Source organism: Mesorhizobium japonicum MAFF 303099 (assembly GCF_000009625.1).
In the GTDB taxonomy this organism is placed as follows: domain Bacteria; phylum Pseudomonadota; class Alphaproteobacteria; order Rhizobiales; family Rhizobiaceae; genus Mesorhizobium; species Mesorhizobium japonicum.
Genome location: NC_002678.2, coordinates 1,309,321 through 1,330,759, shown reverse-complemented (window position 1 = coordinate 1,330,759; position 21,439 = coordinate 1,309,321). Strand labels below are relative to the sequence as shown.

General features: G+C 63.4%; 20 protein-coding genes. 7 read left to right on the top strand and 13 right to left on the bottom strand.

The genetic code is table 11. The annotated features are described in order from the left end of the window. Window positions 1-27: 27 nt before the first annotated feature. Together MAFF_RS07495 and MAFF_RS07490 are read right to left on the bottom strand one after the other, a co-directional pair. Entirely contained in the window at window positions 28-867 is an 840-nt protein-coding gene (locus MAFF_RS07495) for an SDR family oxidoreductase (protein ID WP_010910286.1), read from the bottom strand. Window positions 868-998: 131 nt separating this feature from the next. Then, complete coding sequence (locus MAFF_RS07490; RefSeq protein WP_010910285.1) at window positions 999-1,961, bottom strand: D-amino acid aminotransferase; 963 nt, start codon at window positions 1,959-1,961, stop codon at window positions 999-1,001. A 158-nt stretch (window positions 1,962-2,119) separates the two neighbouring features. Here MAFF_RS07490 and MAFF_RS07485 point away from each other — a divergent pair, with 158 nt between their 5' ends. Further along, the gene (locus tag MAFF_RS07485; RefSeq protein WP_010910284.1) at window positions 2,120-2,626 is read left to right on the top strand and encodes a hypothetical protein; all 507 of its coding nucleotides are present in this window, start codon (window positions 2,120-2,122) and stop codon (window positions 2,624-2,626) included. A gap of 5 nt (window positions 2,627-2,631) precedes the next feature. Here MAFF_RS07485 and MAFF_RS07480 read toward each other — a convergent pair whose 3' ends face one another. Together MAFF_RS07480 and tsaA are read right to left on the bottom strand one after the other, a co-directional pair. Continuing rightward, window positions 2,632-2,946 (bottom strand): DUF2293 domain-containing protein, encoded by a 315-nt coding sequence (locus MAFF_RS07480; RefSeq protein WP_010910283.1) that lies wholly within the window; start codon window positions 2,944-2,946, stop codon window positions 2,632-2,634. Then, window positions 2,943-3,467, bottom strand: a complete 525-nt coding sequence (gene tsaA / locus MAFF_RS07475; protein ID WP_032930838.1) for a tRNA (N6-threonylcarbamoyladenosine(37)-N6)-methyltransferase TrmO — start codon at window positions 3,465-3,467, stop codon at window positions 2,943-2,945. Before tsaA ends, MAFF_RS07480 begins: the two co-directional genes overlap by 4 nt. Window positions 3,468-3,661: 194 nt before the next feature. Here tsaA and MAFF_RS07470 point away from each other — a divergent pair, with 194 nt between their 5' ends. Next, complete coding sequence (locus MAFF_RS07470) at window positions 3,662-4,684, top strand: ArsR/SmtB family transcription factor (RefSeq protein ID WP_010910281.1); 1,023 nt, start codon at window positions 3,662-3,664, stop codon at window positions 4,682-4,684. After that, on the top strand, window positions 4,684-5,601 hold the full coding sequence (gene metF / locus MAFF_RS07465; RefSeq protein WP_010910280.1) for a methylenetetrahydrofolate reductase [NAD(P)H]: 918 nt from the start codon (window positions 4,684-4,686) through the stop codon (window positions 5,599-5,601). The genes MAFF_RS07470 and metF overlap by 1 nt, the downstream gene beginning before the upstream one ends. A gap of 521 nt (window positions 5,602-6,122) precedes the next feature. Here metF and MAFF_RS07460 read toward each other — a convergent pair. After that, complete coding sequence (locus MAFF_RS07460) at window positions 6,123-7,040, bottom strand: DMT family transporter (protein ID WP_010910279.1); 918 nt, start codon at window positions 7,038-7,040, stop codon at window positions 6,123-6,125. A gap of 212 nt (window positions 7,041-7,252) precedes the next feature. Here MAFF_RS07460 and MAFF_RS07455 point away from each other — a divergent pair, with 212 nt between their 5' ends. Further along, a complete protein-coding gene (locus tag MAFF_RS07455; RefSeq protein ID WP_010910278.1) occupies window positions 7,253-8,473 on the top strand; it encodes an alanine racemase in 1,221 nt (406 codons plus the stop codon). A gap of 130 nt (window positions 8,474-8,603) precedes the next feature. Here the strand turns inward: MAFF_RS07455 and MAFF_RS07450 are convergent, their stop codons facing one another. Then, complete coding sequence (locus tag MAFF_RS07450) at window positions 8,604-9,335, bottom strand: SDR family oxidoreductase (protein ID WP_010910277.1); 732 nt, start codon at window positions 9,333-9,335, stop codon at window positions 8,604-8,606. A 130-nt stretch (window positions 9,336-9,465) separates the two neighbouring features. Here MAFF_RS07450 and MAFF_RS07445 point away from each other — a divergent pair, with 130 nt between their 5' ends. Then, entirely contained in the window at window positions 9,466-10,374 is a 909-nt protein-coding gene (locus MAFF_RS07445) for a LysR family transcriptional regulator (protein ID WP_010910276.1), read from the top strand. A gap of 11 nt (window positions 10,375-10,385) precedes the next feature. Here the strand turns inward: MAFF_RS07445 and MAFF_RS07440 are convergent, their stop codons facing one another. Together MAFF_RS07440 and MAFF_RS07435 are read right to left on the bottom strand one after the other, a co-directional pair. After that, window positions 10,386-11,564 (bottom strand): lytic murein transglycosylase, encoded by a 1,179-nt coding sequence (locus MAFF_RS07440; RefSeq protein WP_010910275.1) that lies wholly within the window; start codon window positions 11,562-11,564, stop codon window positions 10,386-10,388. Window positions 11,565-11,978: 414 nt separating this feature from the next. Beyond that, window positions 11,979-12,779, bottom strand: a complete 801-nt coding sequence (locus MAFF_RS07435) for a glycoside hydrolase family 25 protein (RefSeq protein ID WP_010910274.1) — start codon at window positions 12,777-12,779, stop codon at window positions 11,979-11,981. A 288-nt stretch (window positions 12,780-13,067) separates the two neighbouring features. Between MAFF_RS07435 and MAFF_RS07430 the strand changes: the two genes are divergently transcribed. Then, window positions 13,068-14,447: a serine hydrolase domain-containing protein gene (locus MAFF_RS07430; protein WP_044548043.1), complete on the top strand. Its 1,380-nt coding sequence runs from the start codon at window positions 13,068-13,070 to the stop codon at window positions 14,445-14,447. Between the two features lie 75 nt (window positions 14,448-14,522). Here MAFF_RS07430 and MAFF_RS07425 read toward each other — a convergent pair whose 3' ends face one another. From MAFF_RS07425 to MAFF_RS07405, 5 genes are all read right to left on the bottom strand, one after another. Further along, on the bottom strand, window positions 14,523-14,831 hold the full coding sequence (locus tag MAFF_RS07425; protein WP_010910272.1) for a HigA family addiction module antitoxin: 309 nt from the start codon (window positions 14,829-14,831) through the stop codon (window positions 14,523-14,525). 8 nt (window positions 14,832-14,839) lie between these two features. Next, complete coding sequence (locus MAFF_RS07420) at window positions 14,840-15,136, bottom strand: type II toxin-antitoxin system RelE/ParE family toxin (protein ID WP_010910271.1); 297 nt, start codon at window positions 15,134-15,136, stop codon at window positions 14,840-14,842. Window positions 15,137-15,255: 119 nt separating this feature from the next. Next, window positions 15,256-15,939: a class I SAM-dependent methyltransferase gene (locus tag MAFF_RS07415; RefSeq protein ID WP_010910270.1), complete on the bottom strand. Its 684-nt coding sequence runs from the start codon at window positions 15,937-15,939 to the stop codon at window positions 15,256-15,258. Beyond that, window positions 15,936-17,234: a DUF3419 family protein gene (locus MAFF_RS07410; RefSeq protein ID WP_010910269.1), complete on the bottom strand. Its 1,299-nt coding sequence runs from the start codon at window positions 17,232-17,234 to the stop codon at window positions 15,936-15,938. The genes MAFF_RS07415 and MAFF_RS07410 overlap by 4 nt, the downstream gene beginning before the upstream one ends. Before the next feature lie 32 nt (window positions 17,235-17,266). Then, entirely contained in the window at window positions 17,267-20,899 is a 3,633-nt protein-coding gene (locus MAFF_RS07405; protein ID WP_010910268.1) for a hydantoinase B/oxoprolinase family protein, read from the bottom strand. Between the two features lie 180 nt (window positions 20,900-21,079). Here MAFF_RS07405 and MAFF_RS07400 point away from each other — a divergent pair, with 180 nt between their 5' ends. Beyond that, window positions 21,080-21,292: a hypothetical protein gene (locus tag MAFF_RS07400; protein ID WP_010910267.1), complete on the top strand. Its 213-nt coding sequence runs from the start codon at window positions 21,080-21,082 to the stop codon at window positions 21,290-21,292. Window positions 21,293-21,439: the final 147 nt, after the last annotated feature.

Genomic DNA, 21,439 nt, shown 5'->3' with positions numbered 1-21,439 from the left:
CCTTGAGCGGCGTAGCAGAAGCTTGCCTCAGCCCTTGCGGTTCTTGTTCGCGCCTTGTGCCATGACGGACACGTGGTCCCATTTGTCCCAGGTGGCGAGGCGGTTGGCGTATTCCTGGCGGATCATCGGCAGGCCGCCATCGCCGAAGAACACCCGCAGCGGCGGCTCGGCGGCGTCGACGATGGCCAGCATCGCCGGACCGGTGGCTTCGGGGTCGCCGGCGACCGAATTGGCGCGGCGCTCGGCCATCTTGGCGCGGGCGGGCGCGTAGGCCTCGATCGGCTTGGAGACCTTGGCTGAGGCACCGGACCAGTCGGTGGAGAAGCCGCCTGGCTCGACCAGCGTGACATGGATGCCGAATTCCGCGACCTCGATGCTGAGCGACTGGCTGAAGGCTTCCAGCGCCCATTTCGAGGCGTGGTAGAGGCCGAGCGAGGCGAAGGCGTTGACGCCGCCGATCGACGAGATCTGGATGATGCGGCCGGAACGCTGGGCCCGCATGATCGGCAGTACCGCCTGCGTGACCCACAGCGCGCCGAACACATTGGTTTCGATCTGGTCGCGGGCTTCCTGCTCGCTGACCTCCTCAATGGCGCCGAAATGGCCATAGCCGGCATTGTTGATGACGACGTCGAGCCGGCCAAAGCGCTTGTGCGCCTCGGCAACGGCCGTATCGACGGCTTTCTTGTCGGTGACGTCGAGCTTTATCGCGGCGATGTTGTCGCCATACTTCTCGACCAGATCGGCGAGCGTGCCAGCGTCACGGGCGGTCGCGGCAACGCGGTCGCCGCGCGCCAGTGCAGCCTCGGCCCAAACACGGCCAAAACCCTTCGACGATCCGGTGATGAACCAAACCTTGTTTGTCATGATGTGGAATCCTTGCCCCTGCGGGCGCAATTTTGGACGAAAGCGGAGGCTTCTCCGCTTTCGGGCATATACGGTCTATACGGTGATTTTCCAGAGGCGAGGGGGAATCTTTTTGAACGGACGCCCTTTGATCAGGGATACTTCACCTGAGACGACCAGGCCGGATCGTCGTGCTTTTGCCAGTAGAGCGCCATTAGCCGGCTGGTAACCGGCCCGACCTTGCCGTCGGCGATCGCCGCGCCGTCGATCTCGGTCACCGGCATGATGCCGCCGGCGGTCGAGGTGATGAAGACCTCGTCGGCCGCCTTGAGCGCGGCGACGCTGACATCGGCGGCGGCGGCGGCAAGACCTTCTTCGGCGCAGAGATCGAAGACTGTGCGGCGCGTGATGCCGGGCAGCACGCCGATGGCCGGCGTCGACAGTTTGCCGTCCTTGACGCAGAAGACGTTGAAGCCCGGGCCCTCGGCGACATTGCCGTTGAAGTCGAGAATGAGCGCGGTCTCCGCACCGCTGTCATAGGCGTCGTAGAGGCCGCGCACCAGATCGAGCCAATGGTAGTTCTTGATCGACGGATCGACCGAAGCCGGCGGGATGCGCACCTTGTCGCTGATGGCGACGCGCAGGCCGCGCTGCAACTGCTCGGCATTGGCGACCGAGCCGAAGGGTACGGCGAAGGCCATGAAGCGGTTGATCGCCTGGCGCGGATCGCGGCTGAAGGTCGGCGATGCGCCGCGCGTGCACAGCATTTCGACATAGGCGGCGCGATGGCCCGAAAGGGCGACACAATTGTGCAGGATCTCGGCCACGCCATCCCTGTCGAAGGGGATGGTCATGCGCAGCTTTTCCAGTCCGCCGAAGAAGCGGTCGAGATGCAGGTCGAGGCGGAAGAAGCGGCCGTTCCAGACATGCACCGTGTCGTAGGTGGCGTCGGAATGCAGGAAGCCCCAGTCCAGCACCGACACCTTGGCTTGCGACATCGGCAGATACTGGCCGTCGAGGAAGGCGATGCCGTCGGGGTAGGAATGCGGGTCGACGTGGCGGTCGCCGACTGTGGGCAGCGGCTTTGAAGCCTGTGTTGCCGTCGTCTGGTCCATCAGGGCCTCCTCGCGGGCGGGACGGGTCATCAGCCTACCGGCCCCGGACAGAAGGCGTAGGGCCAGCCGTCTGGCGCTGTTCGTCCTCCATGACGGTCCAGCCGATACACCGGATTGGAATTGCCTTATAGTTCGATAGCTCGGGACGGGAGGGGGATATGGGCAGGCTTGGGACGGTCATCGCGACCATGATGATTTTCGCCGCGGGCGAGGCCAGCGCGCAGTGCGTGAAACAAGGCGACGAACTCTGCCAAAACGGCCAGACCTATCGCTGCGAGAAGACCGGCACCGAACTGACACCGATCTTCCAGAACCTGCCTTGCACGGCGAATGCGCCGGCGCAGACGCTGACCGGCAAGTGGATCGGCAGTGGCCACCAGAGCCCGGCGGGTGACGCCGGCGCCGACTGGTCGATCGCCATGACAATCAGCGATGACGGCGCGTCGATCGATTATCCGTCACTCGGCTGCGGCGGATCGCTGTCGCAGACGTCGAGGGACGAGACGTCGGCGGAATTCCATGAGAGCATCACCTACGGCCAGGACAAGTGCATCGATGGCGGCGATATCACCGTCCGGTTTTTCAAGGGAAACCTGTCCTGGACCTGGGTCGGCCAGGCCGATGGCCAGCCCTACAATGCGATCGCCGTGCTGACCAAGCAATAGCGGCCTCATTCCTCCTCGTCGTCGGCATCGAGCAGGCGGGTCGCGCGCCAGCGGGTGAGCATGATGTTGGTCTGCTCGATGACAAAGAAGCGAGCGGAGTCGCGGTCATAACCCTCGGCCAGCAGCTTTTCGTAGTCGGTATGCATGTGACGAATGTGGGCGATCGTCGCCAGCCACACGGCAATGCCTGGCGGCAAGGTCTTCATATGCACTGCGCCGGCGTCGGCGCGGATCTTTTCCATGTCGGCATAGGGCGCCAGCGGCAGAAGTGCGGTCAGCGCCTTGGCGATGGCGCGGCGGCGGCCGGTCGGTGCTGTCATCGCTCCTCGCGTCCTTCGATGATCGCCTCTGGTATGGCGTCGGTCGAGGCGAAGTAGGGCTTGATGTCGATGACCGGCGTGCCGTCGAGCACGTCGATGGCGTCGAGATCGATGCGCCCGGCGGCGATGTCCAATCCGATGAGCCTTGCCACATGCAGGCCGATCGGGTTCGGCCGGGCAGGGGAGCGCAGGCCGAACACGCCTTTGGCTTCAGCCGCATGGCGGGGTTTTTGCACAATCAGATTGCGCGGCGCGTGGTGCAGCCAGGACAGGACGATGACATGGCTGGCACGCTCCAGCCCGCGCAGGCCTTCACGATAGGGCGCGTCGATGGTCAGCACCGCCTGCTGCCCGGTCTCGCGCGCCGTGCGCATGTTTTTCGGGCAGCTCTCCCGTGTCGTCCAGGGCGAGGCGATGCGGCCGATGAAGACGACGCCGCCATCCGCCGGCATCGTTGCCGGATCCTGTTCCAGCCTCTGCTCGCCTTCGCGTGCCTCGAACATTTCGCGCGGCCCGGTCATTCTGCCCATCTCTGTGCTGGTGCCTGTCATCGTCCCAGGACCGCACCACATTTTTGGGCGGCGCGCACCGGGAAATCACGCATGCGGCATTTTCTTGTCCGGGAGCGACATAGCGCTTGCAAGGTTTTGAAAATCGACATAAACATATGTTTATATCTTTTTCAAAGTGAATGCGCTGAAAAGAGAATACGCTGATGCATGTTTCGCTCGACACCATGGTGGATACGCTGAAGGCGGCGGCCGAATCCAGCCGCCTGCGCATATTGGCACTGTTGTCGCGTGGCGACCTCACCGTTTCCGATCTTACCGAAATTCTTGGTCAGTCGCAGCCGCGCGTTTCGCGGCATTTGAAGCTGCTTCTCGAGGCCGGGCTGATCGACCGCTACCAGGAAGGATCATGGGCGTTCTTCCGCCTGTCGGATGCCGATTCCGCGCGTGACTTCGTCATGGGGCTGGTTTCCAGCATTCGCGGCGCCGATCCGCAGGTCGAGCGCGACCTCGAGCGGCTGGCCTCGGTCAAGCGCAAGCGGCAGGACCGGGCGGCGGAGTATTTCTCCGTGAATGCGGCAAGCTGGGACCATATACGCTCGCTGCATGTGCCGGACCGCGCGGTCGAGGCGGCGATGCTGAAGCTGGTTGGCAAGCGGCCGTTCCAGTCGATGCTGGATCTTGGCACCGGTACCGGGCGGCTCCTGGAAATCTTCTCGCCGCTCTACCGGCGCGGTGTCGGCATCGACATGTCGCGCGAGATGCTGACCGTGGCGCGCGCCAATCTCGACAAGGCCGGCGTTTCCAATGCGCAGGTGCGGCAAGGCGATATCTTCTCGCCGCCGGTCGAGCGCGATGCCTTCGATCTCGTCACCATCCACCAGGTGCTGCACTATCTCGACGATCCGGCCCGCGCCATCCACGAGGCGGCGCGGCTTTTGCGGCCGTCGGGCCGGCTGGTCATCGTCGACTTCGCGCCGCACACGCTGGAATTCCTGCGCGAAGAGCACGCACATATGCGGCTCGGCTTTTCCGACCGGCAGATCGGCGAGTGGTTTGCCGAGGCCGGCCTTGATCTCGAGGATGCCCAGGAATTCGAGCCGCGCGGCGGCAGCGAGCCCAGGCTCACCGTCAAACTCTGGCTTGGCCGCGACCGGCGCCTGCTGATCGCCGACCCTGCCAATGACAGCCAGCAGACCAAAGTGAATTCGATAGGGGAAATCGCCTGATGAACCAGTTCCGCTTTTCCCGCCGCCCCGACATTGGCGACAAGGTCAAGGTTTCCTTCGAATTCTTCCCGCCCAAGAATGACGAGATGGAGGCGCGGCTGTGGGACACGGTCACGCGGCTGGAGCCGCTGAAGCCGAAATTCGTCTCGGTGACCTATGGCGCCGGCGGCTCGACGCGTGAGCGCACGGCGCGCACCGTCGGTCGCATCCTGAACGAGACCAGCCTGACGCCGGCCGCGCACATGACCTGCGTCGATGCCGCTCGCCATCAGGTCGACGCGGTGATCCAGGAATTCGCCGCTATGGGCGTCAAGCGCTTCGTCGCCCTGCGCGGCGATCCGGCCGCGGGCGTTGGCACCGCCTACCGCCCGCATCCCGACGGCTATGCCAACGGCGCCGAACTGGTCGGCGCGATGAAGGACGCGGGCGATTTCGACATTTCGGTTTCGGCTTATCCGGAAAAGCATCCGGAAAGCCCGGACTTCGCCACCGATATCGACATGCTGAAGCGCAAGGTCGACAATGGCGCGACGCGGGCTATCACCCAGTTCTTCTTCGACAATGATCTCTACGAGCGCTATGTCGAGCGTGCGCGCCGGGCGGGCATCTACATCCCGATCGTTCCCGGCATCCTGCCGGTGCATAATTTCACCCAGGTCGCCAATTTCTCGGCGCGATGCGGCGCGCTGGTGCCGGCATGGCTGGCCGAGCGCTTCGAGGGCCTGCAGAACGACCCGCAGACCCATGCGCTGGTGGCGTCCGCCGTCGCCGCCGAACAGGTTCTCGACCTGGTCGAACGCGGGGTGGGCGACTTCCACTTCTACACGATGAACCGCGCCGACCTCGTCTTCGCCATCTGCCACATGATCGGCATCCGCTCGCACGAGGCGGAGGTGGCAGGTTCGGCTGCGGCGTGAGGTTTAATGCATGTCGCCCAAAAGTGGCCCCGGTTTTGGGAGAACGACATGCACGAGAACGAAGACCTAAAGCGCGTCGCATGAATCCGTTCAGACGCGACGCGCTTTAGCCAGAACAGCAAAAGGCCGGGTAAAAACCCGGCCTTTCGAATTGCTTAGACTATCAGGTGCTGGTCTTCCCCGTCTTGGCGGGTTCAGGGAAGGACGCCCATAATGAGGGCGCCGATGAAAGCAAACGCAGCACAAATCATCAATGCGTTGATTGGCCTCGTGAGTCCCATGACATAGCCTCCTCTTAAAGAGCTATGCCTAAGAGTCTAGGTTCATTTGTGCCACAGGCAAGCGGAAAATGTGCTGCATTGCGACGTGATTGTGAAAATTGCGACCCTGCTTTTGCCGTTAGCCGTTGAAACTTCTCGGCAAAAACCCGCTTCCGACCTGTGAATAAATTGTGGCGGGGAGGTGTCGATGCTGTGTCATGGCAGCGCTACCGCCGCGAAAATCGACTTCGATTTTCGCGCCTAACGTCTTCCAAGGACACGTCCGTCGATTGTGAGGAGACCGAGGCCGATCAGCACCACGCCACCAATCTCGAACAGTTCCAGCCGTTCGCCCAGGAAAAGAAAACCGAGCAGCATGGCGCTGGCCGGCACGATCAGTGTGACCAGCGAGGCGTTGGTGGCGCCGGCCGAGGCGACGAGGTTGAAGTAGAGGATGTAGGCGAAGGCGGTGGACAAAAGCGCCAGCGCCAGCACCGCCGCCCAGACTGACGGCGAGGCCGAGAACAGGTCGGCGGGGCCGTGCGTGAGCAGCACGATCGGTATCATGATGATGGTCGAGGCGGTCAACTGGCCGGTGGCGATGACCGGCGAGGGCACGCCCTTGAAGCGGCGGGCGACCATCAGCGCGACGCCATAGGACAAAGACGCGCCGATCAGCGCGAATTTTGCCCAGACCGGGCCGCCGAGCCCGGCGAGCAGGCCGGGACCGATCATGACGGCGGTGCCGGCGACGCCGAGCCCGATGCCGGCGAGCTTGTTCCAGGAGAGCTTTTCGTCCGATGTCAGCGCGTTGGCGAGGATCAGCGTCCAGAACGGCGTCGTCGCGTTGAGCACAGAGGCGACGCCGGCGCCAAGCTCGGTCTGGCCGGCGAAGATCAGCGAGAAGGGGACGACATTGTTGGTGAAGGCCAGCAGGAAGAACAGGCCGGCATGGGGAAAGGCAAGGCGGAAGGACGGACCGCGCAGGCCGAGATAGATCTGCAGCGCGATTGCCGCGATGGCGACGCGAAACAGCACCAGCACCAGCGGGTGAAGCTCCGCCACCGCGATGCGGGCGAAGAAGAACGAACCGCCCCAGATGGCGCCAAGCAACAGCAACTGCCCCCAGTCGGTGAGCGTCATCGGTCCGCGTGGTGCGGATGTAGCGGCAATTGCCATGCGGATCGTCCTCCCCCCGACATGCCGGCTCGAATGTCACCCGGCCAGACACAGGCATATCGGGTCCGGCGACAAGCGCCACCCGAAACCTGATCGCCGGCAAACGATGCTGCCAAGACTAGCGCGCAGCGTCAGGGGCACGAGACACAGAATTGTTTTCATTAGCCGCTAGCTTGGATTAATTGTGCGCAGCCGAGATCGAGGATTCGTCAATGCAGCGATTCGAGAATGCCCGCGAGGCGGCACTGGCGCTTCGTCCTGACGATCCGGTCTATTGCTTTCGCCCGCAGGTGCTGAAGGCCGATGCCAGGCAGTTCATGGGCATGTTCCCCGGCAAGACCGCCTATGCGGTCAAGACCAATGGCGAGCAGATCGTGCTGAAGACCTTGGTCGAGGCCGGCGTCACTGCCTTCGACGTCGCTTCGCCCGGCGAATTCGCTGCCGTGCGCGCGGTCTCTCCCGATGCCGAGATGCTCTACATGCACCCGGTCAAGGCGCAGTCGGATATCAAACTGGCGCTGGAGAAATACGGCATCCGCGTCATTTCGCTCGACCATGAGGACGAGATCACCAAGCTGACGCGGGTGGTGCGGGCGCTCGACATCGACCCGGGCTCGATCAGCGTGTTCGTGCGCATCCAGACGAAAGGGTCGGCGGCCTACGAACTGTCGAAGAAGTTTGGCGCCGGGCCGGCCTATGCGGTCGAACTCGCCGAGCGGCTGAACCGCACCGGCTACAAGGTCGGCCTGTGTTTCCATGTCGGCAGCCAGATCGAGGATCCCGACACGTATGAGCGGGCGCTGGCCTCGGCCGACTGGGTGCGCAACCGGCTGACATTCGACATCGCCGGTCTCGATGTCGGCGGCGGCTTTCCGGCCGAATACGGCCATGATCCCAACCGCAAGCAGATCGAGATGCCGTCGCTCGGCCAGATCATGTCGCGGCTTTCCGGCGACCTGAAGGAATATCAGTTCGACCAGATGCCGCTGGTGGCCGAGCCGGGCAGGGTGATCGTGGCGCGCTGCCTGTCGCTGATCGTGCGCGTGCTCCTGCGCAAGGGCAAGCGGCTCTACATCAATGACGGCATCTGGGCATCGCTGTCGGATTCATGGACCGGCAAGATCACGCTGCCGGCACGCTTCATTCCCGATCCGGCGATCAGGACCCGCAATGGCGCTGAAAAGAACGTCGTGCCGTTCAAGGTCTGCGGCGCGACCTGCGATTCCGTCGACATCCTGTCCAGGCCGTTCTGGCTGCCGGAAACCGTCGACACCGGCGACTGGATCGAGATCGGCCATATCGGCGCCTACTCGCTGTCGCTCCGCACACGCTTCAACGGCTTCTATCCCGACACATTCGTCGAGGTGACGACGCCGTTCGACGAGGGCGACGCGCCGCAGGGCTTCGCCAGCCTGGAGACGATGGCGGATTAGGAGATAGGCAGTGGGGAATAGGGAGTAGGGATCGTTTATTATACTGCCGCTTTGAATGTCACCTTTGCTATTTTCCTGCTGCCTGCTGCCTGCTGCCTGCTGCCTACTGCCTACTGCCTACTGCCTATCCTTACGCCACGCCACCGCCGGCCTGGATGTTGTCGCCGGTCAGCCAGCGGGCCTCGTCGCTGGCCAGGAAGACCGCGACATCGGCAACGTCGTGCGGCGCGCCGATCCTGCCGAAGGGCGACATGCCGGCCGCCACGGCGCGATCGCGCTCGGGGAGCAGGTCTGTGTCAGTGAAGCCCGGCGACAGCGCATTGACGGTGATGCCGCGCGATCCGAGTTCACGCGAGAGCACGCGGACGAACTGTTCGACTGCGCCCTTGCTGCCGAGGTAGAGCGCCGTCTGGGTGAAGAACATCTTTGTGCCGCCGGTGGAGACGGCGATGATACGGCCGCCATCCCTTACCCGGCGCGCTGCTTCCTGCAGCGTGAAGAAGGTGCCCTTGGCATTGGTGCCGAAGACAAGGTCGAAATCGGCTTCGGTTGCTTCGGTCAGCGGTTTGATGACGGCGACGCCAACATTGGCGACGACGATGTCGATCGCGCCCAGCCTGCTCTCGGTCTCGTCAAACAAGCGGCGGACATCCGAAACGCTTGATATGTCGGCCTGGATGGCGATTGCCTTTCCTCCCTTGCCGGCGATGCCGGCGACGACCTCATCCGCGGCTTTCTGGTTGCCGACATAATTGACGACGACGGCAGCGCCCTCAGCCGCGAGCCCTTCGGCGATCGCCCGGCCGATGCCGCGCGAACTGCCGGTGACGATTGCGGTTTTGCCGTGCAGAGACTGGGACATGATCAATTTCCTTCAACCATTCTGGCCCGCAGCTTTGGGTGCGATGTGGCCGATGGCTGAGAAATAGCGGCATGCAATTGATCAGATAATGCCCTATTATCTGATTGGCTTGTTAATCCATGGATACATAATGCGCGGATCCGAATTCACCGAACTCAAGGCATTTTCCGCCATCGTCGAAGAAGGCAGTTTCGTTCGTGCCGCCGCGAGGCTGCGTGTGTCGCCGCCGGCGCTCAGCCAGTCTATCCGGCAGTTGGAGGCGCGCGTCGGCGTCAGGCTCCTCAACCGCACGACGCGCAGTGTCTCCGCGACCGCGGCTGGCGATGCACTTTTTTCGCGCCTTGCCGTCGCCTTTGGTGAACTGGAAAGCGCCATTGCCGATGTTCATGCGGCGCGCGATCGGCCGGCGGGTTCGCTGCGCATCAATGTGCCGCGTGTCGCCGCCATGCGGTTCATCGCGCCGATCCTCGGAGACTTTCAGCGCGCCTATCCTGATATCGCGCTGACCGTCATCGTCGACGACACGCTGGCCGACATTGTCGAAGGCCGGTTCGATGCAGGAATCCGGCTCGGCGAACGGCTGGAGAAGGACATGGTGGCGGTGAAACTGAGCGAGGATTTGCAGATGGCCGCGGTGGCCGCTCCGGCCTATCTCGAGAACCGGGCCATACCTCGTCATCCGCAGGAACTGCACCAGCACCAATGCATCAAATTCGAATGGCCGGGCGGCGGCAATCTCTATCGATGGGAGTTCGCGCGCGGCAGACGGGCTCTGGAAATCGCCATCGAAGGCAGCCTGACCGTCAACGATACCGAGCTGATGCTCAATGCCGTGCTGGATGGCGTGGGCATTGCCTACATGTTTGAATACCAGGTTCGGCCCTGGATCGAGCAAGGCAGGCTGGTCCGTTTTCTGGAAGCCTGGTCGCCCAGCTTTCCAGGTTTCTATCTATACCACCCAAGTTCGCGGCACGTGCCGCCGGCCTTGCGGGCGTTCATTGATTTCATGCGGGCGAGGAGAGCAGTGAATAGTGAGTAGCACCGCTCTCGTTACAGCTTCGCCAAAAGCTCCGGCGTTGGCCAGCCGTCCACCGGCAGGCCAAGCCGTATCTGCTCCTTGCGGATCGCTTCGCGGGTGTTGGTGCCCAGAATGCCGTCGACCGTGCCGACGTCGTAGCCCCGCGCCTCGAGCTTGGTCTGCAGCGCCTTCATCTGCTCGTTGTTGAGGCCTTGGTCCGGGTTGCGCGGATCAAGCGCCGGCGCGCCGGCGAGCCGCGCGGCGAGGTTGGCCGCGGTCAGCGCATAGGTGAAGGACTGGTTCCATTCGAGATAGACGTCGAAATTGTCGTAAGTGAGGAAGGCCGGACCCTTGCGGCCCATGGGCAGCGCCAGGCCGGCCTTGAGGCCCATGTCGACAAGCGGCGAGCCGTCGGGATTGGTGACGCCCCACTGCGCCCACTGCGTCAGCGGCAATTTGTTGGTGCGCCCGGTCTGGTCCCAGGGCATCTCGTCGGGCACGTGCACTTCCTGGATCCAGGGTTCGTCACGCTTCCAGCCGCGCGACAGCACCTTGTTGGCCGTGGTCATGATCACGTCGGGCACGCTGTTGCGCAGGTCGATCTTGCCGTCGCCGTCGCCGTCGACGCCCCGAGCGAGATAATCCGAAGGCAGGATCTGCGTCTGGCCGATCTCGCCGGCCCAGGCGCCCTTGACGTCGGCCGGCAGCACGCCGCGATCGATCAGCTCCAGAAGCGGCACCAGCTGCTGGCGGAACAGCTGCGGGCGGCGGCAATCATGCGAAAGCGTCACCAGCGCGCTCAGCGTGTGGAAATCGCCCTGCACGGCGCCGAAATCCGTCTCCAGCGCCCAGAAGGCGGTGATGACCGGCGCCTGCACACCGAACTGCTGGTCGGCACGGGCGAAGACATCGGCGTATTTCTTCATGTTCGCCGCGCCTTGCTTCAGCCGGTAGGCCGAAATCATGCGGTTGGAGAACTCGATGAAGGTCTGGGTGAAGACGCCCTGGGCGCGGTCGCGCGCCAGCGCCCGCTCGTCAATGGTGGCATCCTCCAGCGCATCGAGACCGACGGCGCCGACACCGGCGGCCTTGGCTTCCGCCGCCACGCCCTGTTTCCAGGTTTCGAAATCGCCGCCGCATTCCTGCGCCATCGCCGGCAAGGCCGTGGCGCACAGGAATAGCGCCGCGAGGGCTTGGGAACGCAGTCGCATCAGCTTCCTTTCGAAACGAAGAGGGCATTGTCGTGCTTGGCTGGAAACCCAATGCCCCGGATTACGGGCGGTTGCACTCTTTACCGCTGGCTGTGTCGAAAAGCAGGCGGCAGGCCCGGTGTCAACGGGTGTTCTGCCGCAACCACTTATTCCCTGGGGCTTCGCTGCCGCTGCCCCCGGTTCAACGGGCGTCCTGCTGGAACAATGTGGTCCAGGGATTCGCTGCCGTTGAACCCGGTTCAACGGGAGTCTCGCTGGAGCAACTTGATCTAGGGATTCGCTGCCGTTGAACCCGGTTCAACGGGAGTCTCGCTGGAGCAACTTGATCTAGGGATTCGCTGCCGTTGAACCCGGTTCAACGGGAGTCTCGCTGGAGCAACTTGATCTAGGGATTCGCTGCCGTTGAACCAGGTATCAACGGGTGTTCTGCCGCAGCCACTTGTTCCATGCGGCTTCCGAGCCGTTGAAGACGTTGATGTCGGATTTGCCGGTCATGCCGGGAACGATGCCGGTTCCGGTGTATTGCCAGAAGGTGAAGGGGTGGCTGCCATATTTCTCGCGCGGATGGCCGGCGACCGAGCGCAACCAGTAGGCGTAGCCGCGGAAGGTCGACAGCTCGTTGTCGTCGAAGAAGTCGACAGAGGTGTAGATGATCGGCTTCTTGCCGTAATGCCGCTCGACGATCTGGAGGAAGGTGGTCATCTCCGCGCGCACCGTGGCGGCGTCGGGACGCAGCCGGCAGGTCGGCGATTTCGGGTTCCATTCCATGTCGAGAACCGGCGGCATGGCGGAGCGGTCGACGGGAACGTTCTGGATGAACCAGCGCGCCTGCTGGGCAGCCGGGGTGCAGAAATAGAAGAAATGATAGGCCGCGCGCGGAACGCCGGCGGCTTTCGTGCGCGCCCAGTGCTCGTTGAAATACTCGTCGAAGCGGTCGCCGCCTTCTGTGGCCTTGATGAAGGCGAAGGAAATGCCGCTCGCCTTGGCTGTCGGCCAGTCGACCGAGGTCTGGTACTTGGAGACGTCGGTGCCGTGAACGGCATAGTTCCAAGGCGCGCCGCTGTCCCATTCATGCGGCTTGGAATCCTCGAAGCGCGGCGCGCGTACGGCGACTGTCGGGCTGCTGGACCCGGGGGGCGACAACGGCGACAGATCGTCCACGGTCGAGCAGGCGCCAAGCAGCGTCAGCATGAAAAGGGCCGCAAGACGGCGCATCACAACTTCCAAGCCGGAAACAGCCGGTCGCTGATGGGTCTGTGAACCGATGGCCGACGATTGGTCGAGCCCCCTCCAGGCGATCGCCCCACAGCATCGCCCAGCCTATCCCTTTTCGTGCATGTCGTGGTCCCAAAACCGCTCAGCACTTTTGGGCGACATGCCTCCTGTGATCGCCGATCATGGTTGATAATCCGTTGACGGCGCTCGACAACAGCCCTGATTTTGCGGAAGCAATGGCGGCAATTCGATGACATAAGGGTCGGGCGAAAGCCCGGGAGGAAGCGGATGCGGTTCGTCGTCAAGATCGTCAAATGGCTGCTTGGCCTGATCGTTCTGGCGGTCGCCGCCCTGTTTGCCTGGCTCTACATCGCGCCGCCCGAACTGATCCGCGTCGGTTCGGGCTATTCGGCCAAGATCGTCTGCTCCAACGTCTTCATCGCCGGGCGCGATGCCAACGAAGTGCTTGCCGTAGACGTGCAGGCGCCCGGACACCCGCTGCTGCGGCTGATGCGGGTCTCGGTCGACAAGAACCGGGGCACGGTTTCGGCGGGCCTGCTGGGCTTCCTCGGCAAAAGCGAGGCGGTTTCCCGCGATGGGCTCGGCTGCGCCTCGATCCCCGACGGGGATGTCGGCAAGGCGCGGCGCACGACGGTCCATGTCGAGCCTTCGCCAACCAGCCAGGATACGCTGTGGCCCGAAGGCGAGCGTGTCGAGGCATCGCAGGATCCGGTGATTGCCAAGCTGCTCGACGATGCGGCGCTGACTGGTTCGGGCATGCGCGCGGTGGTCGTGGTCAAGAACGGCCGCGTCGTCGCTGAGCGCTATGGCGACGGCTTTTCGGCCAAGACGCCGCTGCTCGGCTGGTCGATGACCAAGACGGTGAATGCCGCGATCGTCGGCACGTTGGTCAAGGACGGCAAGATGGCCGTCGACAACAAGGGCCTGTTCGCGCCGTGGAAGGCGGACGGCCGCGCGGCGATCAGCCTTGCCGACATGATGGCGATGTCGAGCGGGCTGGAGTTCAACGAGGATTATGGCGACGTCGCCGATGTCACGCGCATGCTCTATCTCGAGCCCGACATGGCGGGCTTTGCCGAATCAAAACCGCTGGCGGGCGAGGTCGGCAAAGTATTTTCCTATTCGAGCGGCACGGCGGTGATGCTGTCGCGGCTCTGGCAGGACGCGATCGGCGACAAGGCCAAGGCGCTGACATGGCCACGCATGGCACTGTTTGGGCCGCTCGGCATGCACAGCGCCGTGCTTGAAACCGACGAGCAGGGCACTTTCGTCGGCTCGTCCTATCTCTATGCCACCGCGCATGACTGGGCGCGCTTCGGCCAGTTCCTGCTGCAGGGCGGGGTGTGGAACGGCAACCAGGTCCTGCCGACGGGCTTCGTCGACTGGATGCGCGAGCCGGCGCCCGTCTCGAAAGTCTACGGCAAGGGCCAGCTGTGGATCGAGGCGCCGGGCGATGAGGAAAACCCGGGCGCCGGCGTCGCGGCAGGCCTGCCCAAGGACACCTACTGGATGGAAGGGCATGACGGGCAGACCGTCGCCATCATTCCCTCGGAGCAACTGGTGATCGTGCGGCTGGGGCTGACACCGGCCAAGGTCGGTTATCGCCCACAGACGATGGTGGGGGCGCTGGTGAAGGCGCTGCACTAGAGCAATTCCAGGAAAAGTGTGTGCGGTTTTCCGTCCGGAATTGCGTCAAAACAAAGCTCTACCCTGAAATCTTGTCTATGCGGCTGTCGCCAAAGGCTTGGCGCGGTCAACACGTGCCCGCTCGTCGGGCGAATTCATAACCGCCCAAAGATCGCTGCGGCGTTGGACGTTCAGCCAGAAGTCCGGGCTGTTGCCAAACACCCGGGCCAGAATGAGCGCGGTTGCCGCCGTCACGTTGCGGCGGTCGTTGCACAATTCGTTCACATGCTTGCGCTGAACGCCCATCGCCTCGGCCAAAGCCGCCTGCGTCAAGCCGAGCGGCTGCATGAACTCTTCGGTGAGAATCTCGCCAACCGTTGTTGGCTTGCGTGCGGTCATCAACATGTTTCAGCTCACTTATAACTGTGGTCGTCGAGATAGATGTCCGACGCTTCACCGCGACCGCCGTCCCAGCGGAAGATCAGTCGCCACTGCTGGTTGACGCGGATCGAATGGAAGCCTTCGAGATTGCCGCGCAACTTCTCGAAATGGTTGCTGGGCGGTACGCGCAAATCCTGATCGACCGTGGCGTCGTCAATCATCTGGAGCTTGCGGAACAAGCGGCTTTCGAGATCGGACGGAATGTTGCGGGAGCGGGTGTCGTCTACAAAGAAAGCCCGCAGCCATCCGTCTCTAAAACCGACGATCATCACATGCTTCCAGTATGGAGATAATGTACCACTCCTGGGGTCACATAACAATGTGCGATCTGGTTGATCGTAGTATCCATCGCTTCATCGGCGGATGGTGCGCCGTCCCAACAGCAATGTTAGCTGGCGATCTTGATCATCGCCAGCCAGGCGTAACCGCGATAAAGCGTGCGGAAACGGAAGGTTGCGCCGGTTCGCCGAGATTCCGATTCCAGAACTTCGCGCAGCGATTCACGCGGCGTTACGTGGAATTTTTTCAGCCAACCGCGCAGCAAGGTACGGAACCAGCCCGGTAGGCCTTCCTGCTGGCCGAAATCGACGATGTGCAGCGAGCCGTTGGGGGATAGTGCGGCGAGTGCCGCCGACACCGTCTTTTCCCAGCCTGGGATCATCGACAGCGAATAGGAGACGAAGACGCGGTCGAAGCGCTCGATGCCGTAAAGTGCCGCGGCGTCGAAATCGGTGGCGTCGCCTCGTGTCAGCGTTACGTGGCCGGACAGGCCTTCGCGGTCGATCGCCTTGCCGGCCGTCTCCAGCATCTCGGCCGAGATATCCAGGCCGAAGAAGCGGGCATCAGGGTAGCGGCGGGCGGCCAGGATGATGTTGCGGCCGGTGCCGCAGCCGAGTTCCAGCACGGTGCCGCCTTGCGGCACCTCAAGCCCATCGATCAGCCGGTCGCGGCCGAGCAGATAGTATTTGCGAGTCAGGTCATAGATGTGGCGCTGCCAGTGGTAGACGCCGTCCATCAGTTCGGCATGATTGGCCTTGAATTCGGGGCTGGCCGGCAGCTCGGTCATGCTCATGCCGTGCGCTTCACATAGAGGTGGAAGCCGCCATAGATGGCCGAACGGTCGCGTGCCGAGAATTCGCGCGACGCCTCGTCCTGATAGTCCCACTGGTCGAGCAGCGAGGTCGAGACGCGGCCTGGCAGCAGGCTGGGCTCGGCGGCGGTGCGGAAGATGACGCGGGCGCCTGCGGAGGCGGTGCGGCTGATTTCCGACCACAGCGCGTTGAGCTGGTCATCGGTCATCCAGTCCTGCGCATCGAGCAGGATGAAGCGATCGACGGTGCCCGCGTCCTTGCCGGCGAGGAATTCGATCAGATTGGCATGGTGGATGGCGACGCGGTCGATATTGCCGCGGATGGTTTCGTAGTTCTGCTTTTCCAGATAGGCGGGCAGGGCGGCCTCACCGGGATTTGGATAGCGGCGGGCAAAAGCCTGCCAGGCGAAATAATTGTTTTCCAGGGGAAAATCGCAGGCGAGCTTTTCCAGCCGGGCCTTCAGAACGCTGGCCATGGTGCCGTCGCCTGAGGTGATCAGGGAATCGTACTGCGCCGGCGGAATGCCGAGGCCGAACAGCGAGGCCTTACGCGAGGTCGCCCATTTCAAAAGCTTCTTGTCGAAGACCGGCGCCAGCTCCTCGTTGAAGAAGCGGCGCTGCTCGCCGATATTCCTGGCTTCCATCATGTGGGCCGGGTTGACGCCGAAGAATTTCGCCGTGCGATGGCCCATGGCGATGAACAGGCCGAGCAGGCCGGTCTGGTAGAAATTGCGGTCGAAGACGGCGATGCGCCGGCGACCACGCCAGTTGCGGCGCTCCCAATAGTGGCGGCTGACCGGATCGAGATGCGGCGCAATAAAGCGGTCATAGGCTTGCGAATTGTGGCTGGTGTCGGCGGCGCCGAAAAAGCGGAACAGATCGCCCTGCGAGGGCAGACGGCGCACCGCCTCCAGCTTCATGCGGTTCAGCGCGATGTGGGCGGCGTTGAGGTCGACGGCGTCGATCCGTGCCGGCGAACGGGTGAGGTAGGCGAGGATGTTGCAGCCGCCGGAAGCGATTGTGACGATGCGATGGCCCTGACCAAGCTGCATGGCCTCCATGTCGACATCGGGGTCTTCCCAGATCTGCGGATAGACGAGGCCGGAAAACAGGAAGGCGAACAGCCGCTCGGAGATGCCGGCTTTGGAAAGCGCGCGGTTCTGGTAGACGGCCTTTCCAACTTCCTTGCCGCGGCGAAAAACCAGATCCGAGGAGACGTCCGTCATGGCAAAGTGATTCCCCATTTGCTTTGGCGCAAGCGGGTAGCGCAGCGTCATGACAGGCCGGTGACAGCCTGTTGACGTGTTCTTTACAGCTTGCCAAAGCCCCCCGGCGTCGGCGTCGCCAGGATCACAGCATCACCGGCCTCGAGCACGGTCTGGTCGCAGGCCTTCAGCATCTCGGTCGTGCCGTCCTTGCGGCGGATCCTGGTCGAGCCGACCTCGCCATCGCCGCCGCCGTCCAGCCCCTGCGGCGGGCGGTTGCGGTGCGAGGACAGGATCGCGCATTCCATTTTCTCGAGGAAGCGGATGCTGCGTTTGGTGCCGTCGCCCGCACTCCATTTGCCCTTGCCGCCGGATCCCTCGCGGATGTGGAAATCCTCCAGCACCACGGGAAAGCGCAATTCCAGCACCTCCGGATCGGTGAGGCGCGAATTGGTCATGTGGGTGTGTACGCCGGAGGTGCCGGCAAAGCCGCGGCCGGAGTTCATATGGCCGGCCGGCGAGCCTGAGCAGATCGTCTCGTAGTACTGGTACTTCTTGTTGCCGAAGGTCAGGTTGTTCATCGTTCCCTGCGCGTTGGCCATGGCGCCCATGGCGCCGAACAGCGCGTTGGTAACATGCTGCGAGGTCTCGACATTGCCGGCGACGACGGCGGCGGGGTAGGCGGGCTTCAGCATGCAGCCGTCGGGAATGACGATGTTGATGGGTCTGAGGCACCCGGCATTCATCGGGATCATGTCCTCGACCATGACACGGAAGGCATAGAGGACCGCGGCGCGGGCCACCGGCTCCGGTGCGTTGAAATTGTTCTTCATGACTGGCGAGGTGCCGGTGAAGTCGACCGTCGCTTCGCGCTTTTGCCGGTCGACCGATATCTTCACCTTGATCACCTGGCCGGTGTCGGTGGGATATTCATAGGCCGATGTGTCGGGCAACCGCTCGATCACCCGCCGCACGCTCTCGGCGGCGTTGTCCTGGACGTGGCCCATATAGGCCTCGACGACATCGAGGCCGAAATGCGCGACCATCTTGCGCAGTTCGGCGACGCCTTTCTCATTGGCGGCGATCTGCGCCTTGAGGTCGGCGATGTTCTGGTGCGGATTGCGGGCCGGGTAAGGATGGTCGGTGAGCAGCGCATGCAGCTCTTTTTCACGGAACCTGCCGCGGTCGACGATGCGGAAATTGTCGAACAGCACGCCTTCCTCGTCGACCGTGGTGGCGAGCGGCGTCATCGAGCCGGGGGCGGTCCCGCCTATATCGGCGTGGTGGCCGCGCGAGGCGGCCCAGAACAGGATCTCTTTCTGGGCGTCGTCGAAGACCGGCGTCACCACGGTAATGTCGGGCAGATGCGTGCCGCCATTGTACGGTGCGTTCAAGGCAAAGACGTCGCCCGGGTGGATGTCGCCCGAGTTCAGCCGGATGATGGTTTCGACCGAGCGGTCCATGGAGCCGAGGTGCACCGGCATGTGCGGCGCGTTGGCGACCAGCGCCCCGGTGTGGTCGAAGACGGCGCAGGAGAAATCCAGCCTTTCCTTGATGTTGACGGAATAGGCGGTGTTCTGCAGCGTGACACCCATCTGCTCCGCGATCGACATGAACAGGTTGTTGAAGACTTCCAGCATCACCGGGTCGGCGTCAGTGCCAAGGGCGGCGGCGCGCGCTTTCCTTGCGGTGCGGCGGATCACGACATGGTTGAGGTTGGTGATTTCGGCCTGCCAGCCCGGTTCGACGACAATGGTCTGGTTCGGTTCGATGATGAGAGCGGGGCCTGCGACCAGATTGGATGGGCGCAGGTTTTCGCGACGATGGATGCCGGCTTCATGCCACCGGCCTTCGGTGTAGATGCGCCGCGTTCCGGAAGCGCCGGCTTCAACCCGTGCGGGTCCGGCGGGCGCGTAGGCTTCGGCGCTGCTCTCGCCGATTTCGCTGCCCTCGACGCCGACCGTCTCGACGATCATCGGCTTGTCGTCATAAACGAAGCCGAATTGCGCCTTGTGGGCGATTTCGAAGTCGCGCTTTGCCTGGAAAATCGAGTCGCTTTCGAAATTCACCGGCAGCGTCGTGTCGGTACCATCATAGCGGATGTGCAGGACGGGCTTGGCGGCCACGGCGTCCTCGGCGATGCCTTGCACGGCCAATTCGGCGATCACGGCCTTTTTCAAGGTGGCGATGAGGCCGGCGATCTCGGTTCGGGACTCCTCGGCAAGCGGCATGAGCAACGCCTGTTGGCGCGAGGCAAAGACCGACGCCAGGCCGATACCATAGGCCGAAAGCAGGCCGGAGAAGGGGTGGATCAGCACCGCTTCCATGCCGAGCGCATCGGCGACCAGGCATGCGTGCTGGCCGCCGGCGCCACCAAAACAGTTCAAGAGATATTCGGTGACATCGTAGCCGCGCTGCACGGAAATCTTCTTGATGGCGTTGGCCATGTTCTCGACGGCGATGGTGACGAAGCCCTCGGCAACCGCTTCCGGCGAGCGACCGTCACCGATCTGGTCGGCCAGGGCCGCGAATCTTGCGCGCACGGTCTCGACGTCGAGCGGCTGGTCCTGGCCGGGGCCGAAGATCGCCGGGAAGAAATCGGGCTGCAATTTGCCGAGCATCACATTGGCGTCGGTGACGGCGAGCGGGCCGCCGCGCCGGTAGGCGGCGGGGCCGGGATTGGCGCCCGCGGAATCCGGTCCGGCGCGAAAACGGCCGGCCTCGTAATGCAGGACCGAACCGCCGCCGGCAGCGACGGTGTGGATGCGCATCATCGGCGCGCGGACGCGCACGCCGGCGACTTCGGTGTCGAAGGCGCGCTCGTACTCGCCATCGTAATGGGCAACGTCGGTGGAGGTGCCGCCCATGTCGAAGCCGATGACTTTTTCGAAGCCGGCGAGCTTGGCCGTCTCGACCATGCCGACGACGCCACCGGCGGGACCCGACAGCAGCGCGTCCTTGCCCTGGAACATGTCGGCGGCGGTGAGGCCGCCCGACGACATCATGAACATCAGGCGAGGGGTTTGGTCGCTCTCGCGCGCCGCGCCCAGCTCTCCCGCCACCCTTTGCACATAGCGCGACAGGATGGGCGAGAGATAGGCGTCGACCACGGCGGTGTCGCCGCGGCCGACCAGCTTGATCAGCGGCGAGACCTCATGGCTGACCGAGACTTGGGCGAAACCGATCTTGCGGCAGACCTTTGCCACCGCCTTCTCGTGATCGGGGTATTTCCAGGCATGCATGAAGACGATGGCGACGGCGTCGATGCCGTCTGCCTTGGCCTGCTCGATCGCCGGTCGGCAAGCGGCGATGTCGAGCAACTGTTCGACGCGGCCGTCGGCGAGCACGCGCTCGTTGATCTCGATGACACGCTCATAAAGCTGCTCGGGAAGGATGATCTCCTTGGCGAAGATGTCGGGCCGTGCCTGGTAGGCGATCCTCAGCGCGTCGCGGAACCCTTTGGTGATGAGTAGGAGCACGCGGTCGCCCTTGCGCTCCAGAAGCGCGTTGGTGGCGACCGTAGTGCCCATCTTGATGTCGCCGATCAGTCCGGGCGGGATCGTGGCGCCCGTTTCAACGCCAAGCAGGTCGCGGATGCCCTGGATGGCCGCATCGGCATAGGCTTCGGGATTCTCCGAAAGCAGCTTGCGCGGATGCAGCCGCCCTTGCGGGTCACGGCCGATGACATCGGTGAAGGTGCCGCCCCGGTCGATCCAGAAATCCCATTTCGCGGCCATGGCTGTAGTCTCCGGCTTTTTCGTTTTCAGCTTTCGTTGTTAATGCGCCAAGGCGCCGGCAGCAACGCATCCCGTTGATGTTACACGCGGAAACGCAACGTTACGAAACTCATGGCCGCGTGGCGCATTTCCTCTGTAACCGTTCACTGCGATGTGAGCGTGTGTTGAAGGAGAGATATTATGAAACAGCTCATTCTGGCTTCCGTGTCCGCCCTTGCCCTGCTGGGCGTCGCGGCCTGCAGCGACAGCGGCAAGGGCACTGACACCACCACCACGCAGAGCACCAATCCGCCGGCTGCGGAGCAGCCGATGAAGCCTGCGGCTCCGGCCGATAAGTCGACCAAGCCCGCCGAGCCGGCTCCGGCAACGCCTGCTCCTGCGCCCGCGCAGTAGTTTGTAGTGAGTAAGCAGTAAGTGTGTCTTGGGAGGAAGGCCGGCCCTGTGCCGGCCTTTTCTCGCAGGCCGACCCATCGACTTGTCGGGATGCGTGTCGTTCACAACCCCGTTATTGGCTTGATAGCATGGACCGGTTCGCTCTAA